Consider the following 15,137-nt stretch of genomic DNA (forward strand, 5'->3'; position numbering starts at 1 on the left):
TCTCTTTTCGTGTTATACTTTTTTCGACCAACACGAATAACCTCCACGGCCATGGAGGTTTTGGTTAAATATGGATTACGCTTGGTAGGGCTGCCCCTTCTGCAAGATGGCGAAAATGTGATGCAACAGCTTGTTCGCGCAAGCGATCACAACCACCTTGTAGGGCTTGCCCTCGTTTCTTTTTTTCTCGTAGTACGAATGGATTCTTGCATTTGCATTCTTCCGCATTCCGCATTGCACCGCTAAATACAGCGATCGTCTGAGCCTTTTAGAGCCTCGTTTCGTGATTCGTGTACTGGTCGCTGTGAACTTTCCTGAACTGAAAATCCCTGGGTCAAGGCCTGCAAACGCCACAAGTTGCTTCGCATCACTAAACTGTTTTACATCACCTAGTTCAGCTACAATAGCTGCCGCCAATTTCATTCCAATTCCCGGGATGCTTTTCACAAGTTCAACTTCGGGTAGGCTTGCCGCTATTTCCTCCATTTGCTTTTCGAGCCCCTCCAGTTGCCCGATTATTGTCAGCAATAACGTGACCATCCCGAGAAGAGCCTGGCTTTGAGACGGACTACGCCGAGTTTTTTTCCAGTCACACAGCATTTCCTCCAGTTTTCCGACTTTTTCAATCGCCCACTGCTGGGAACGAGATTTTCGTGTGCCTCCTTGAATAATTTCAATCCAATCCGCTGTACCTTCCTCTAAACAACGGGCTAGTATCGTCAATGACGTTACCGAAAACACATTCGAAAATAACCCTTCGTACCTCGGAAACACTTGCTCCAATAGGGCTCTACTGTTCAGTTTTGCCTGCACAAAGATTCCTGTAACGAATTCATGCTGCCGTGTCAAATGTTGCAACTCCGTATACGTCTCATCCCAGGTCCGGTGCGGCTTCACGTCGCCACGGTAGTACATCTCTGCCAGATGCCAAGCATCCAGTGCATCCGTTTTGACTTTGCGTAGCTGGGCTCCCTTGGCTCGTTTGGACTGCAACGGATTCACCATATAGTAGGTGTAGCCACTTCGTTCCAAGTACGAAACCAATGCGCGATGGTAATGCCCTGTCGCTTCCAGAACCACCACGGGCGCCAAGCCCGTTTCGGCCTGAAGCGTGTCTAGCATGACCGAGAAACGTTCGAATCCATTCTTTTCATGTATAATCTCTACTGCTTTGCCATACGGTTCATTTCTCTTCCTAAACGCTTGAACTACACTCGAACCTTTGGCAACATCCACACCGACAACAGGTTCCATGTCCTCACTCCTTATCTTTTGTTTCGCCGGTCCTTTTCCACGATGGTTCCAAACCCATAGCTTCGCTTGTTATACGGGGTCAACTGCCCCTACCAGCCCAAACATGGTCTTTTGGAGGTCGTGGGAGAACTGTTTTTGTTACGAGGTCCTAGCCCCTAAAGCCGCCACGTTCTCCCGGCTCCCCCCATCGTAAAACGACCACAAAAAAAGGCCAACCAGTAATTACTGGCTAACCTGATAATACGAAAAGAAGCCTGTCGGATTACTCCTTAGGCCCTTAAATAGAATAAAACTAAACCATCTAAAATAACGATTAACGGTTTGAAAATCTGAAGATCAATTTTTCTCCATCATGCGTTTGGTCCTGGAGCTCCACATAGTTTCCCTGGGTATAGTTCGATACAGTCTTTCGCCAAAAGTGTTGACCCACTTTATTTTTCTCCGAAGGATTCGTGAACAACTCCCATCGGCCCCGATATCTCTGGAATACCTCTTTTGCAGCGTACTCTGCAATCCCCACACCTCTGAATGGCTGCATTAGAAAGAATTCATGTACAAAGAAATCGGTGTCTGCCGAACAATGCAGCGCAGTAGCCACAAATACAAAACCTGCTGGTACGCCATCTACTCTAATCAAAAATGTATAGAGAACGTTCGGTTTTTCCCACCATATGTTCTGGACATCATATTGATCCTGCAACGTTTTGTAATCATCACCCATTTCGAAAATCCCATGTTGATTCGGAGTGTGTTCTGTTTTCAGCCCATAATGTCCGGATAAATCATGAAGGTATAGAGGATACATGTTTTTGATGATATATGCCTCATGGTTATGCGCTAACTGTACTTCAATTTTCATTTTTACCCCCCACAGCTGACGTAATGTTTTGTTAGTAACAGTTCTATAATCTCATTGTATTGCTCTTCTTTCGCACAATATAGGCAACAAACCATTTAAACTAATCCCTACACAAAAAGCCACATTCGATTTCTCGAATGCAGCTCTAACCCTTAAATCACTTTTTGGAATATACAATTTTCTTGATACTGTCGATGGACAAACAAAATTGCTCTATAAGTTGGTCAATGGACCTGCCCGCAGCGAATAGCTGGCGAATCTCATCGTTCCTTTGCTTCAAAATCAACCTACTGCCCGAATTTTCGCCCCACTTTTGATGGGCTTCCTTCGGTTTGGGGATATACACCAACCCACCAGGGATATGGCGCTGGATCTCCTTTAGCAATGATTCAGGAAAGACCGTATCTGCATTAACATATTTCATATTTCTCCGCTCCTTAAAAGTTAAGATCTTTAAGGCAGCAGAATCAACCGATGAACACTTGTTATAACGCATTATATGGGTGTGGCGGAAATGGAATTCAAGCTCTATACAAACAACCGCCGTTGTTCATCGCATGGACTCTGCATAGAGCGGATCGTGAAACTTCTTATGAATTGGATCATGGTAGCCCCCCATTCGGTGAATCCTATATAAGTTACTTTCATGGTACTCTTATATGTTCCATATGAGAACACAATATCCTTTTACAACATTCAGTACTGGTTCAGACTTCGTTCCAGCATCTCTCTCACTTGTTGTTGCAGCTCCAGCGGCTCAATCACCTTCACTTCTGGTCCGTAGGAGAGCAGCTTCCGCGCTGTAAAAGGAAACTCTTCAGGTGGGACAAGTCCTCGCCATTCATTACCTTCAACCGACTTGAACAGTACATCTGATCCTGCCAGTCTTGCTCCAAAATCCGTGAATTGCAGTACGACTTCCACGCTTTCTCTATTTTCCTTATAATTCAGCCACTCTTGCAAACTAGGAACCGACTCGTCGATGGAATCCAGCATAACCAGCTCCTGCATGCGATCCACACGATACAACAGCACCCGATCCTTCCTCCGGGCCGGCATATACCAATACCCGTGATCGTAATAGATGCCGATAGGAATGACCTGTACTTTTTTATGTCCCTGCCGGGAATGATATATAAATTCAATCTCTCTTTTATCTACTGCTGCGCCTAATATCTCTGTTGTTAATGCCTCGACCTGCACAACATGATGTTGTAGGAACGTACTGTGCTGCCTCATCCGTGTAATTAGATCCTGTACATCCTGAGGTAAAGTTGAATAATATTCCTCGGCGAGATGCTCACGAATCGATCCGTACGGAAAATCCGGAACGTTCTCCAAATATTCAATCATCATAAACAAACCCAACGCCTCATGCTGTGTGAGTTGAAGAGGTGGCAAAATCCGATTAGGAAGCACTCGGTAACCCCCGTTCACTCCAACCTCCGTATATAACGGAAAGCCCAGCTCCTGCAGATCATTCAGATCTCGCTGGATCGTACGGATCGACACCTGAAAACGCTCCGCTAATTCACGAGCCGTAAATTTCTTTCTCGAATCCATGAGTCTCATTAATGCGAGTTTTCGATTATTCATATTCCCCCACCTAACTACGTCAACATTTGTCATAGTTGAAGTGTATCATACATTTCAGAAGGGAGCGATTGATATGTCTACCAATAAAGTTGTGCTTTACATTGCAATGAGTCTGGATGGGTACATTGCAAGACCGGATGGTTCGGTGGATTGGCTGTTCGATGTGGAAGGCGATGGTGGGGATAACGGGTATGGCAAGTTCTATTCAACGATTGGATCGGTGGTTATGGGACGTCTTACGTATAAAGAGGTTCTCAAGCTGTCAGAGGATTTCCCCTATGCGGATCGCCCAACGTATGTACTTTCCCGTTCCAAACAAGCCCCTGCACCACATGTACAATTTACGGACGAGGCTGTGGAGAATCTGATTCCTCGCTTGAAGCAGGACTCCAGCGGTGACATTTGGATTGTTGGCGGAGGCCAGCTGGTGCAAGCCGTTCTGGAACAACAACTGCTCGATGAGGTTGAGATTGCCATTATCCCGAAGGTTCTTGGTGAAGGAATTCCCCTATTTCCAATAGGAACGGTACCAACTCATTTCAAAATGATTCATACGTACACGCTGGGACAGATCATTTCTATTCGCTATCAGGTACAAGGGAATTAATCGTAGTATAAACATCTCCTCACGATGTAAAGCGCACAAAGAGAAGAGCCAGGTCCCTCTAATTCAAGAGAGGTCTGGCTCTTCCGATTTCAAATGGATCTGAATTAAAATTATTTCAAAATTCCCCTTAGATATTCCGCTAACGCATCAGCAGTCCTTCGATGAGATAACTCACCCGGATGACTTCTGGCGCCTACCGTCTCCTCGGTCGTATTGGGGAGCTGTATCACCGAAACTTTCGTATCTCCAGCCTGTTTCGTATAAGTGTGCACAGCACGATAGATCGCTGGCATCATTGGGAATCCAAGCATGCCGTATGCCCATACGAGATGTGCTTCTGGGTTGTTTTTACGAAGTTGAATTAGGAATCGGGTCGCGGCATTCTCAAAAGCAGCCAGATCCTCTTCATGATAAGTCCCATCTTCGTTCAGGCGTTGCTTATAAATCTTTCCGGTAACGGGGTCCTGCCACTCCGGGGTTTGAAAGGCTCCTCCATCATTGCTTCCCAGATTAACCACCACTACATCTGGCTGCCAGGAATTGAAATCATGCTTGTCCCCTGCACCAAGTGCTTCGTTCTTATCTCCGGTCACCAATCCACAGATTTGCTCGTAATAAGCAGGGATGTTCCCATTCGGATTGTTATCCCAACTCGTCAGCACACCCCAACCGCTCTGCGAGATGACGCGGTATTCTGCATTCAGTGCTTCTGCTGTCATAGCCGTATAATTATGTATGGCACTGAACCACATCGGAATCCAATCTTCTTCCGCTTTAGCACCGATCGCGCCTTCTCCTGATGTAATACTGTCGCCGATAAATTCAATTTTGTACGGTCTCTCCTCTACAGGTACGAAGACACCATCCGATTTCAACGCATGAATTTGCAGGGAACAACCTGGATCTCCACTCATGGCCTGCACATCTTTGACGATACGTACATTTTTCACCACATTCTCGTTCATGCCTCGGAATACACAGATCCAATACCTTCCCGCGGTTAACATCTGTCTGCTCACCGGGACACCGTTAATCAGAACGCTAATCCAAGGTTCATACAAGTCATAATCGGACTCGATCTCCACCCACAACTCAGAGCCTTTTACATTAAGTTCAACCGCACTTCCGGTCCAAAACAGGGTTAAGGGCGCAAGCTGTCCTGTTGTTCTGCCATGTACTTTGAGATTGCTGACATCAGACAACGCATACGATTGTAAACTCTCATTAACTCCCACGATGTTTCCTCCCGCATGATTATTACCCCAAAGGGGCAATCTCATCGAACTAGATTTTGAGAAAATAATCCACATGCTTCTGGTACTTCTCGTACCAGATTTTCCATTCTGCTTCACGCGATTCCAATGTACGGCCATCCAGCAATGCCTCAATGACGTTCAGGCAGACATGCCATCCCGCTAGATCTTTAGGTGTATGGCTTGTCATATGATGAATGGTTTCGATCAGCAGCAGACGACACCCATTCGGCTCTGGATACAGCTCAAATCGGACCCGGTCTTCAGCCCAAGTGTATTCTAGAACAGATCCAGGGATAAGCTCGATAATGTCGAGTTCCTTGAAGGTACCATCCGGCATATTAAACTTGATGCTTCCACCTTCCCGAAGGTCCGTTACTTCTAGTTCGGAGAACCATTTTGCAAGCTTTTCGTTTTCCGTCAAAAAGGACCATACATCCTCCGCAGCGTGCTTCCAATGACGTTCGAAACAGGCTGTTGTGCCATTCGGTGCTCGCTTCAAATCTGCAATCATAGCGTACCTCCTATATTACGATCAATGGGCTAAAGAATGTGGTTATGGGCAAAATTAACCGATATTATGCAATGCCTGAAGCGCTTCCTCTTTCGTTTTCAAAAAGAAAACATGCTTGCCATGGTTGCACTCATAGATGAAGTCCCTGAGGCTTTTGCTGTTGTATCCGTCAAAATCCCCGACTATGGCAAGCTTCACCTGATAATTCACGTATTTCTGCAAAATGTCACCCGCAAGTTTCGTCTTCAGTTCGAAGAAGTCTTCGGTAAGGTTGGATTTATCAATCAGGATTTTATGCGCGTCATCCGTGTATTTCACGGAGGCCATCAAATCCAGTGCATCCTGTGCATTGTTAATAACGATGTCATTACTTTCGATGATGGCAACCTTGGAGCTGCCCTGTTGATCAATAGTTATATTCATTTTATTTCTCCTTCTCCTCATTAAATTATTGAATTAATATTCGGTCATCCATAAATCGGGTGATATGTTGCACAGCATACCGAATATACTTGCTATCTTCATACAGCTTACTTAGCATAACGCCCCCCTCGATAATGGCGATGATGTTGCTGCTTACTTCCTCCAGTGCAATATCTGCTCTGAATTCCTTTTGCTCCACACCCTGAACTAGGACCTGTGTCAGCTCATTCAGCAGATTGGTCATGGCATGCTGTGCCCTTTCTTTCAGCAAAGGATGTGCATCATCACTTTCCACCGCAGTATTTAGTAGGGGGCATCCTCCTTCCAGCGTATTGTTTTCCATCATATCAATATAAACACCGCATATGGCGAGTAGTTTGTCTTTGGAATTTGTTACACCTTCAAGAGCCTGTGAATGGAATTGCAGCATCTGTGATACCGAGTAATCAAAAGCAGCCAGTGCTATCTCATCTTTAGTTTCAAAATGATTATAAATTCCACCCTTTCGAACGCCACAACGTTCTATAATTTTAGACAGGGAGGCACCGGTGTATCCCTTGGTGTTGAAAAGTGCTGCCGACTCACGAATGATATGTTCTTTGGTGATTTGGCCTTTGCGCAGAATGCTCCCCCCTATTCCATTCATACCGATTGGTCTTAAAATATCATACGCCTATGGCTTAATACAAGCACGTATTCACAGGTTTGATGTCATGAAAATGGAATTTCAAGGATATTGCATGAGCAGTATGGTTTATGTTATTTTAAAACAGACCGGTCGGTATTATTTTGTAAATACACGTTCCATCTAAGGAGAGTATTCGCCATGACCCTAACCATTCAACATATCCGCCACGCTACCTCCCTCATCACCATACAAGGAAAAACGATTCTGCTCGATCCAATGTTAAGTGATGCAGGAGAACTTCCGCCTATCCCCTTCACACGTCATATTCGTAGAAACCCTACGGTCCCACTACCTGTGCGACTGGAAACCTTCGATCACATTGATGCGATACTCGTTACACATTTGCATGTCGACCACTTTGACAAAACGGCAAAAAAGATACTGAGCAAAAAGATACCTGTACTTTGCCAGCCGGAGGATCAACAACGCATTATATCGTGGGGGTTCGAGAATGTATTCCCGATCGAGCAGTTCAGACACTGGGAGGGTATAGATTTTACAAGAATTCGTGGTCAGCACGCAAAAGGAAAAATCGCAAAACTGCTTGGCCCCGTATGCGGGTTCATCTTGAACACACCTGACGACGGATCATTGTATATTGTGGGTGATTGTGTCCTTACAGATCAGATTAAGCAAGTGTTCCATCAGCACAAACCCCGGATATGCATCGTCAATGCACCAAACGCTCAACTGTTATTTGGTTCCGTCATTACCATGGTACCCGAGGATATCGGTACAATCTTGAAGATTTCACCTTCCACCAAAGTTGTCGCTGTACATATGGATGCCATTCGACATTGTACTTCATCCCGGGTGGATATGTTGCATTACATGGGACTGCAACACCTGCTGAATTCTGTTGTCATCCCGGCGGATGGTGAAAGGATCTGCTTTTAAGTGCCATCGGGCATGTGCCGAGAAATGAAACTCTAATGCATGACGCCTTTTACGTAATAGGAATACCGGATTTCCAGCGATGGTACCATTCCTTGATATTTTCACTAACCGGCATATCGAGGTTCTGCTCCATTCTGCTCGTTAGAAGACGATATTGTTCTTCTACACCAAGAACCTCATTCATGGAATCATAAAGCCTCATCAATGCAAAGTAGCTTTCTTCTTCGTGGGGAAGCATGTTCTGAATGCTTTCAGCAACTTCAATGGCCTTCCTTTGCATTCCCCGCTGCTCGTAGAAATCAGATAGCTGTCTCATATGATACAACCATAAGTAACGCAGTCTTTCCCGTTCATGTTCAGCCCAGACATACTCGTAATTCCCGAGATACGTGCCTTCGTACATCCTTAACACCCGCTCGAAAGCCTCGGCTGTACTGTCATCGACAACCTTCCACTGGCGCATCTCGCTTTCCCACAGTTCAGTATCCAGTTGCGCATCCCCTGTTTCAAGCCTGTAACCGGCTTCTAGGTCTCCGCTCCGAATCGTAATCATATCCATGTGATGAGCTTTTAGCGTGCGACGCACGTGATAGATTGTCGTATACAACTGATGCTGCACCTTGGATTCTTCAAATTCTGGCCAGAGAAGTTCCAGCAGCGTGCTTCGGTAGACCATCTGATTGCGATGATGCAGTAAATAGGCGAACAATTCCTGTGCTTTGCTGGTACGCCATTTGACAGTCTGTGCGTCCATACCCGGAAGCTTGAACCGAATCTGATTAAAACAGCAAATTAACGGCAACTTGATATCACGTGTTATATTCACACGCTTTAATTTTAATTTTTCATTTACCCGTAATAAGGTTTGACGCAGACGCCCTTGTTGGATCGGCTTCATGATATAATCCAACGCATACAGCTCAAAAGCACGTACAGCATATTGGTCATAACTGGTCACAAAAATAATTTCGACACCCGGCGCAGCCGCCTGAATCTGCCGACCCAGATCCAACCCGTCGATTTCCGGCATATGGATATCCAGAAACACAACATCAGGCCGATGAAGAAGTACGCCTGTCATCACCTCTGTCGAATCGGAATATGTAGCAACCACTTCCACACCGTCTAATTCACGTTCTATCGATTTTCTAAGCCCAATCAGTGCCAATCGCTCATCGTCAACCAATATGACTTTCACAGGAGCTTCCTCCTCGACCCGCTGTCATCAAATTTTAATCATCATTATATCACAGCAGTATACTTAAAAACCCATGGCCTACATATGAGTTTGACCATGGGCATCCTTAATTAAATTCGCTTTGGGAATGGATACGACAAATGCGGAGCCCCTATCGCCTTGCGAAGTCGATTCCACCCTGATTCTTCCTTCCAGGGACTGAACGATATCACGTACATGGGACAGGCCGATTCCGGTTGCTGCTATGCCCACTTCATTGAACTTGGTCGTATACCCTGGCTCGAAAATTACGTCTCGCTTCGCCTCTGGTACCCCTTTTCCAGAATCGATGACTTCAAAATGCACATTTCCATCCTGCTGCAAAACTCGAATCCGGATCGTTCCTTCATTCTCAATGGCTTCCACGGCATTAGCAATCAGATTGTTCATCACCGTCAAGAGAGGAATGTAGTAAGGGGAGTCGCAATCATAGTGCTGCTCAATATGGATTTCAATCTTTTTGTTCAGCATTTCACTATATTTCCGGTTTCCTTTGGTCGCAAAGTTCAGTACCTCGGAAAGACTCATATTCACTGATTTTTCGCTATCATACAATTTCAACAGACCTGCCAGGATACGTTGGGAATCCTTTTTGACCTCATGAATCTGTTGGGCAATACCGAGCGTCCGCTGGCTATATTGGTTCAAGTCCTGCTCTCTGAGATCCCGATAAAGATCGTAACTGTCTACGGCAATGCCTTCAATCGTATTCATGGCTTTTTTCAGATAAAAGACTTCACCGTACAGACCTGAGTTCACACTTAGCATCTGCTCCATCCGCTTCTCTTGCTCCGCATGCAGCAATCGCATCTGCCTTACCGCAAAGCTGTTATACAGTCCGATGATAAAATAGCTGCGCAAACTACCGAGTACCAGCAGATAAAGCCATTCTTTCATATAAAAGATATTCGTCCCACTCAAGACACCGCGAATGAAAAGCTCCACGAGATTAGATGAAAAATCAATACAAGTAATTAATCCACCCAGCAGGAGAGGCGGTATTTCATGGAATCTGTCCTTGAACTTGCTGAGGCCGTAGGTGAACACGACATAATACATTCCCGCGCCCAGATTATCCTGCATGCTTTCGATAATCGAGATCGAATTCACATGATTCAGTAAATCAGCCGATTGAAAAATGAAGTTCGCAATCCCTGCCAATATTCCCGTCTTCACATAAGACAGATGTGGCATGATCATCAGCAAAAATAAAAGTATACTAACACCCAAACCAATCCGGAAGTAATCCTCCCGAAATGGATTTATTTTAAAAAGTGCTCCCACTGCTGTAGCAAGAGCAACAGCAAGCATTTGCACATTTTCGTTTCGAACCCAATTACGCATGATCATAATCCACCTACCATCGGAATATCAAACGATACAACCGTCCCTTCACCCAGCTTGCTTACAATCACCAATCCCTTACCGCCGTACAATTGGGTTAACCTGCGATGGGTATTGGCAATTCCGATTCCGCCAGTTCCATTCAGCCTGGCATCTTGCAACCGGGCAACCTTATCCGGCGCCATACCTATGCCATTATCCCTTACTTCAATACGGGTATACCCTTCTTGTTGAGTAATAGTCAGATACACCGTACCGCCTTTTTTCTTATTTAACAGTCCGTGTCTAACGGCATTCTCGATCAATGGCTGAATAGATAGCGGAGGTAGGGTCAATTGCAGATTCGGCTCCACATTCCATTCAATCGTCAACCGATCTTCAAAGCGTGTCTGTTCAATAAACAGATAAGCTTGTACCAGTTCCAACTCGTGGGACAACTTCACCAATTCACCGGTATTCAGATAATTGAAGCTGATTCGCAGATAGGATGAGAAGGCTTCGCCTAACTTTCTCATATGTTCGGTATCGATATCACTTAATACCATTAGGGAGTTGAGTGTATTGAACAGGAAATGCGGCTGGATTTGAGCTTGTAAGTAAGCAGCTTCTATGCGCACTCGTTCCTTAATGGAACGATTTAATGTGATCAGTGCCCGGATTCGATATTTTAATTCAAGTGCATCTACAGGCTTCTTTACATAATCATTGGCTCCTGAAGCAAATCCCGTATAGATATCAGGCTGCTGGCTCCGTGCGGTCAACAGTAACACAGGTAATTCTGACATTGAAAATAGTTCCCTGATCTTCTGTGTTAGCTCATACCCTGACATCTGAGGCATCATCACATCCGCGATAAGCAGATCCCATTGTCGTGTTCCTAATAGCTCCATGGCCTCCTGTCCCGAGTGGGCAGTAACAATGGTATAGGCTTCCGTGGATAGCATACTTGTGAGGACATCCAAATTAACCGGATCATCATCAACCACCAGAATGGAAGCTGTAGTCTCCTGTGAAAATGGCAGATGCTCCAATCCGGTAGCCACTTCCAACTGTTCATCCGAAGCATGAATGATCCATTGATCCATGGTGTCGTGATTTGAATGATCTGCCTCTTGCTCTGTCCGAACAAGCTGCGGGTGCGAGACGCTAACCCCCTTTGCTATTGGCACATCAAAGCTGAACACGGAACCTTCCCCTGGTTCAGACTGAACTGTCAGTACTCCACCATGTAATTCCACAAGCTGCTTGCAGATGCTCAATCCAAGACCAATTCCCTGTCCATCATTGATTCCGTCAGCCCCTTGCTCGTAAGGAAGGAATATTCGTGAACAGGTTGCCTCATCCATGCCGCCCCCTGTATCAGCAATATGTACAAACGCACGGCCGCCGTGAATTTCTGCATGCACAGTGACAGCTCCTGCCTCTGTATACTTCATCGCGTTATGTAGCAGATTATACAAAATTTGAACAAGTCTCTTCTCATCTGCCCATATTAAAGGAAATGACTCCGGTATCTCCATCCTGAGGCTGACGGGTTTGCGCTCTGCCATGAATTGCAACATCGAGATAACGCCAGGTACAACAGACTGAATGGACAGCCGCTCCTGACTGAGCACAATGCGCTGTTCTTTCAAACGAACCACATCAAGCAGGTCCCCCAACAGATTAGACATCCGCCGGCTGATGGTAATCAATAATTCCATATCCTTCAGACTGCGCTGATCGAATCGATCCTTCTGTTGGGTGACCAGATTTTGTGCAATACTCATAATGCCGTGCAGCGGTGTTTGAAGCTCATGTGAAGTATTGGCAAGAAACTGGTCTTTAATTTTGTCTGCCTTCTTTAACTCTGTGTACAAATCAATGATTTCCCTGGCATTCCGGAAATACTTCTTGAACCAATAAGAAGAGAAGCCAATAATCGCCAGTACAAGATCAATCGGATAATATACAGTACTGCTGCTCTGATTGCTCTCAAAGGCACTCCATAGAACGTTGGACAGGATGCCTGCAGCGGTAAGCAGAAGAAATATTAGGTCATGGTCCTTCTGACTTCGGATCATCATCTGAATCACGAGATACCCGAACCACACAATGGATGCCAGCATAAGTGCATTAACTAGATTGTAGTGAATGATGGTATACACTGTCCTCACAGGCAAAACGGCCAAGATAAAACTATAGATGATCGTTACAATCAAGTAAAAGCGGAACCATGATTTACGCAGGTTGACCGCTGATAACCTTTGGAATAATAAGAGAATGCACACATTTTGCCACAATACAGAGATGACCCTTATTTTGATACTCCAGGTAAAATTAATGGGAAGCCATTGCAGCAGCATATTATCATGACCAACCATAATCGTGATAGCTACTGACAGGGTTAACACCGCAGCAACAAACAGAGCCTTTTCCTGGGGATGTAGTGCATAAAGAATAGCTGCGTAAACGGTATGAAAAATGAGAATAAGAAAAATAGCCAACTGAAAGGCGATAGAATGTCCACGTACAAACTCCACTGCATCCTCAGAACCAAAACGCACAGGTTTAATGACTCCACCTTTATAGGGGTGATCATAGTTGGCCACACGAATGATCAAATCCATTGACGTAGCTCCAGCCTGTTCATAGGTGGAAATGTATGAAGTTCTATCCGGCGTATAATCTTCCTCATTCGTCGCTACCTGTCCTGCCCCACCAATCGTTTCTCCGTTAAGTTCAATCTCGGATGAACTCTGAATACCCTTGAACCAGAACTCGACTGGTGTCTGGAGCGGATCAGTCAAAATACGAAGTCGATACGTCCCATATCCGAATGAACTTCCTTCTTCTTGATGGAGGGAATCCCGCCATGAACCAGGAATAACGATAGTACCCGCTTGTTCCTCCCTTTCCTTAATGTCCCTGTACGTTAATAGCTCTCCGGGATAGAAATCCCATTCTCCATTGGCAAACATCGCGGGAGAGTTATCCAGGTCGACTCCACGCAGGTCGAGAACGCCTTGTACAGCCATATGGTCATTGGAAACGTAAAAAATGACTGACCAGGCCCATCGCATTGTCAATAAGACACCCAAAAAAATAAGAAGGATGGCAATGTGTTTGTAACGTGAGCTGGGTTTATGTTGTAAAGAGTTATGTAAAGATTGCATATTTATGTTCTGACTCTCCGGTTACTTGAGTCTCTCTCCATTCTGGCACATATAAGCCTATACTGCTTCTAGACACCAAAGATCATAGTCCAATTCTATATATAACAGCATTATATCATAGGCGAAATTAGGGTTCTGAGGACATTTTACAGTCATCGACTGCTTTTAACAGGTATCGATTTCTCCTTTTATTTTAATTTTATAAAATTTAATTGTATACTATTAATTATATATCCATTAACTCAGCCAGATGAACATAGAGAGGATGATTCCGCATGTCAGATACCAATCAGCTATTCGGACAAGCCCTGGTCAAATCACTAATCGGAGAACGCGGACATATTCGTATCGCACGCGCTCTACCGGATATTAGCGTAGAACTAGCTAGTCGCAAACATGAACATATGCCATACAGTATCTATCAATTGGTGAAACATATGCATTACTGGCAACAATTCATGTTGGAGCATTTGGAAGGAAGAAAGCCGCAGCTTCCAGCGAATGTGATGGAGAGCTGGCCAGAAGAGACGGGCCCTCAGGATGAAGCTGCGTGGGAGGCGGATATTCAGGCATTACTGAATGGGGTGGATCGAGCGGTAACGATTGCCGAAACGGTTCAGTTGGATGACCCACTGCCGTATTTCCCAGGCGAAACCAAAGCCGGACTTCTGCGCAACATCGCATCTCATAACTCGTACCATCTGGGCGAGATTGTGCTGCTGCGTCGCTTCTACGGTGCATGGCCGCCACCAGGAGGCGGATTCCCGGCCTAATGAACGAAATTTCCACTGTATAGTTTGTACCTTCACAAAAAAATAGCCTGCTTCCTTTATTTCAAAGGTTCAGGCTATTCTTCAATCATCCCGATTCATCTTCTCAAAAATATTAACTAATTGTGCTCGATCCTCTTGGGTCAGTTTCTGGAATAAATTTTTACGCAGCTTCTGCCCCTCCAATATTGCTCTTTCGAGGACTTCGATCCCTTTATCGGTAATGTTCAAATATATAATGCGGCGGTCAGCTTCATCTACCATCCTGAGGGCTAATTTCTTGGCAACCAGCTTATCAGCTAAATAGCTGAGCGTTGGCGGGGTCAGGCCCAGTAGTTTGGCAATATCCGAAGGTCGACTTTTTCCATTTTGATTGAGATGACTGAGTACAAGCACATGAGAGACGCCGAGGTCCTCATTAAACGATTTGTTCCACTGTATAATCAATTTATTGGTGAAATTGTCCATGTTGTGTATGAGCTCAAAAATGTTCTGTTCTTCCATGTGATCCTCCTCGAAAAATAAAACAACAGCCCTCAT

At 45.1% G+C, this 15,137-nt stretch carries 15 protein-coding genes; 3 read left to right on the forward strand and 12 right to left on the reverse strand.

All coding sequences use genetic code 11. The annotated features are described in order from the left end of the window. Nucleotides 1-75: 75 nt before the first annotated feature. From RS891_RS30985 to RS891_RS31000, 4 genes are all read right to left on the reverse strand, one after another. Entirely contained in the window at nucleotides 76-1,254 is a 1,179-nt protein-coding gene (locus RS891_RS30985; protein WP_315792330.1) for an IS110 family RNA-guided transposase, read from the reverse strand. A gap of 313 nt (nucleotides 1,255-1,567) precedes the next feature. Continuing rightward, on the reverse strand, nucleotides 1,568-2,113 hold the full coding sequence (locus RS891_RS30990; RefSeq protein WP_315794070.1) for a GNAT family N-acetyltransferase: 546 nt from the start codon (nucleotides 2,111-2,113) through the stop codon (nucleotides 1,568-1,570). A 157-nt stretch (nucleotides 2,114-2,270) separates the two neighbouring features. Next, nucleotides 2,271-2,537 (reverse strand): CD3324 family protein, encoded by a 267-nt coding sequence (locus tag RS891_RS30995; protein ID WP_315794071.1) that lies wholly within the window; start codon nucleotides 2,535-2,537, stop codon nucleotides 2,271-2,273. Nucleotides 2,538-2,809: 272 nt separating this feature from the next. After that, complete coding sequence (locus tag RS891_RS31000) at nucleotides 2,810-3,709, reverse strand: helix-turn-helix transcriptional regulator (RefSeq protein ID WP_315794072.1); 900 nt, start codon at nucleotides 3,707-3,709, stop codon at nucleotides 2,810-2,812. Between the two features lie 73 nt (nucleotides 3,710-3,782). On the opposite strand from RS891_RS31000, the gene RS891_RS31005 reads away from it, so the two are divergent. Beyond that, the gene (locus tag RS891_RS31005; protein WP_397386876.1) at nucleotides 3,783-4,316 is read left to right on the forward strand and encodes a dihydrofolate reductase family protein; all 534 of its coding nucleotides are present in this window, start codon (nucleotides 3,783-3,785) and stop codon (nucleotides 4,314-4,316) included. A gap of 110 nt (nucleotides 4,317-4,426) precedes the next feature. On the opposite strand, the gene RS891_RS31010 is transcribed toward RS891_RS31005, so the two are convergent. Genes RS891_RS31010 through RS891_RS31025 form a run of 4 tightly spaced genes read right to left on the reverse strand, consistent with a single transcriptional unit; the run spans nucleotide 4,427 to nucleotide 7,152 of the window. After that, nucleotides 4,427-5,551 (reverse strand): SGNH/GDSL hydrolase family protein, encoded by a 1,125-nt coding sequence (locus RS891_RS31010; protein WP_315794073.1) that lies wholly within the window; start codon nucleotides 5,549-5,551, stop codon nucleotides 4,427-4,429. A 49-nt stretch (nucleotides 5,552-5,600) separates the two neighbouring features. Beyond that, nucleotides 5,601-6,083 (reverse strand): SRPBCC family protein, encoded by a 483-nt coding sequence (locus RS891_RS31015; RefSeq protein ID WP_315794074.1) that lies wholly within the window; start codon nucleotides 6,081-6,083, stop codon nucleotides 5,601-5,603. 54 nt (nucleotides 6,084-6,137) lie between these two features. Next, nucleotides 6,138-6,506, reverse strand: coding sequence for a DUF4180 domain-containing protein (locus RS891_RS31020; protein WP_113053242.1), 369 nt, complete (start codon nucleotides 6,504-6,506; stop codon nucleotides 6,138-6,140). Between the two features lie 25 nt (nucleotides 6,507-6,531). Beyond that, the gene (locus RS891_RS31025; RefSeq protein WP_315794075.1) at nucleotides 6,532-7,152 is read right to left on the reverse strand and encodes a TetR/AcrR family transcriptional regulator; all 621 of its coding nucleotides are present in this window, start codon (nucleotides 7,150-7,152) and stop codon (nucleotides 6,532-6,534) included. A gap of 180 nt (nucleotides 7,153-7,332) precedes the next feature. On the opposite strand from RS891_RS31025, the gene RS891_RS31030 reads away from it, so the two are divergent. Continuing rightward, nucleotides 7,333-8,091, forward strand: coding sequence for an MBL fold metallo-hydrolase (locus RS891_RS31030; protein WP_113053243.1), 759 nt, complete (start codon nucleotides 7,333-7,335; stop codon nucleotides 8,089-8,091). A gap of 49 nt (nucleotides 8,092-8,140) precedes the next feature. On the opposite strand, the gene RS891_RS31035 is transcribed toward RS891_RS31030, so the two are convergent. The 3 genes from RS891_RS31035 to RS891_RS31045 all read right to left on the reverse strand — a co-directional run bounded on the left by RS891_RS31035 (nucleotide 8,141) and on the right by RS891_RS31045 (nucleotide 13,734). Next, nucleotides 8,141-9,289 (reverse strand): response regulator, encoded by a 1,149-nt coding sequence (locus tag RS891_RS31035; RefSeq protein WP_113053244.1) that lies wholly within the window; start codon nucleotides 9,287-9,289, stop codon nucleotides 8,141-8,143. A 78-nt stretch (nucleotides 9,290-9,367) separates the two neighbouring features. Continuing rightward, the gene (locus tag RS891_RS31040; protein WP_315794076.1) at nucleotides 9,368-10,672 is read right to left on the reverse strand and encodes a sensor histidine kinase; all 1,305 of its coding nucleotides are present in this window, start codon (nucleotides 10,670-10,672) and stop codon (nucleotides 9,368-9,370) included. 2 nt (nucleotides 10,673-10,674) lie between these two features. After that, nucleotides 10,675-13,734, reverse strand: a complete 3,060-nt coding sequence (locus tag RS891_RS31045; RefSeq protein WP_315796500.1) for an ATP-binding protein — start codon at nucleotides 13,732-13,734, stop codon at nucleotides 10,675-10,677. A gap of 368 nt (nucleotides 13,735-14,102) precedes the next feature. Here RS891_RS31045 and RS891_RS31050 point away from each other — a divergent pair, with 368 nt between their 5' ends. Next, nucleotides 14,103-14,600, forward strand: coding sequence for a DinB family protein (locus RS891_RS31050; RefSeq protein WP_315794077.1), 498 nt, complete (start codon nucleotides 14,103-14,105; stop codon nucleotides 14,598-14,600). Between the two features lie 81 nt (nucleotides 14,601-14,681). On the opposite strand, the gene RS891_RS31055 is transcribed toward RS891_RS31050, so the two are convergent. Next, on the reverse strand, nucleotides 14,682-15,101 hold the full coding sequence (locus RS891_RS31055; RefSeq protein WP_113053248.1) for a MarR family winged helix-turn-helix transcriptional regulator: 420 nt from the start codon (nucleotides 15,099-15,101) through the stop codon (nucleotides 14,682-14,684). Nucleotides 15,102-15,137 lie beyond the last annotated feature (36 nt).

This window comes from Paenibacillus sp. BIC5C1, from assembly GCF_032399705.1.
Lineage (GTDB): Bacteria > Bacillota > Bacilli > Paenibacillales > Paenibacillaceae > Paenibacillus > Paenibacillus taichungensis_A.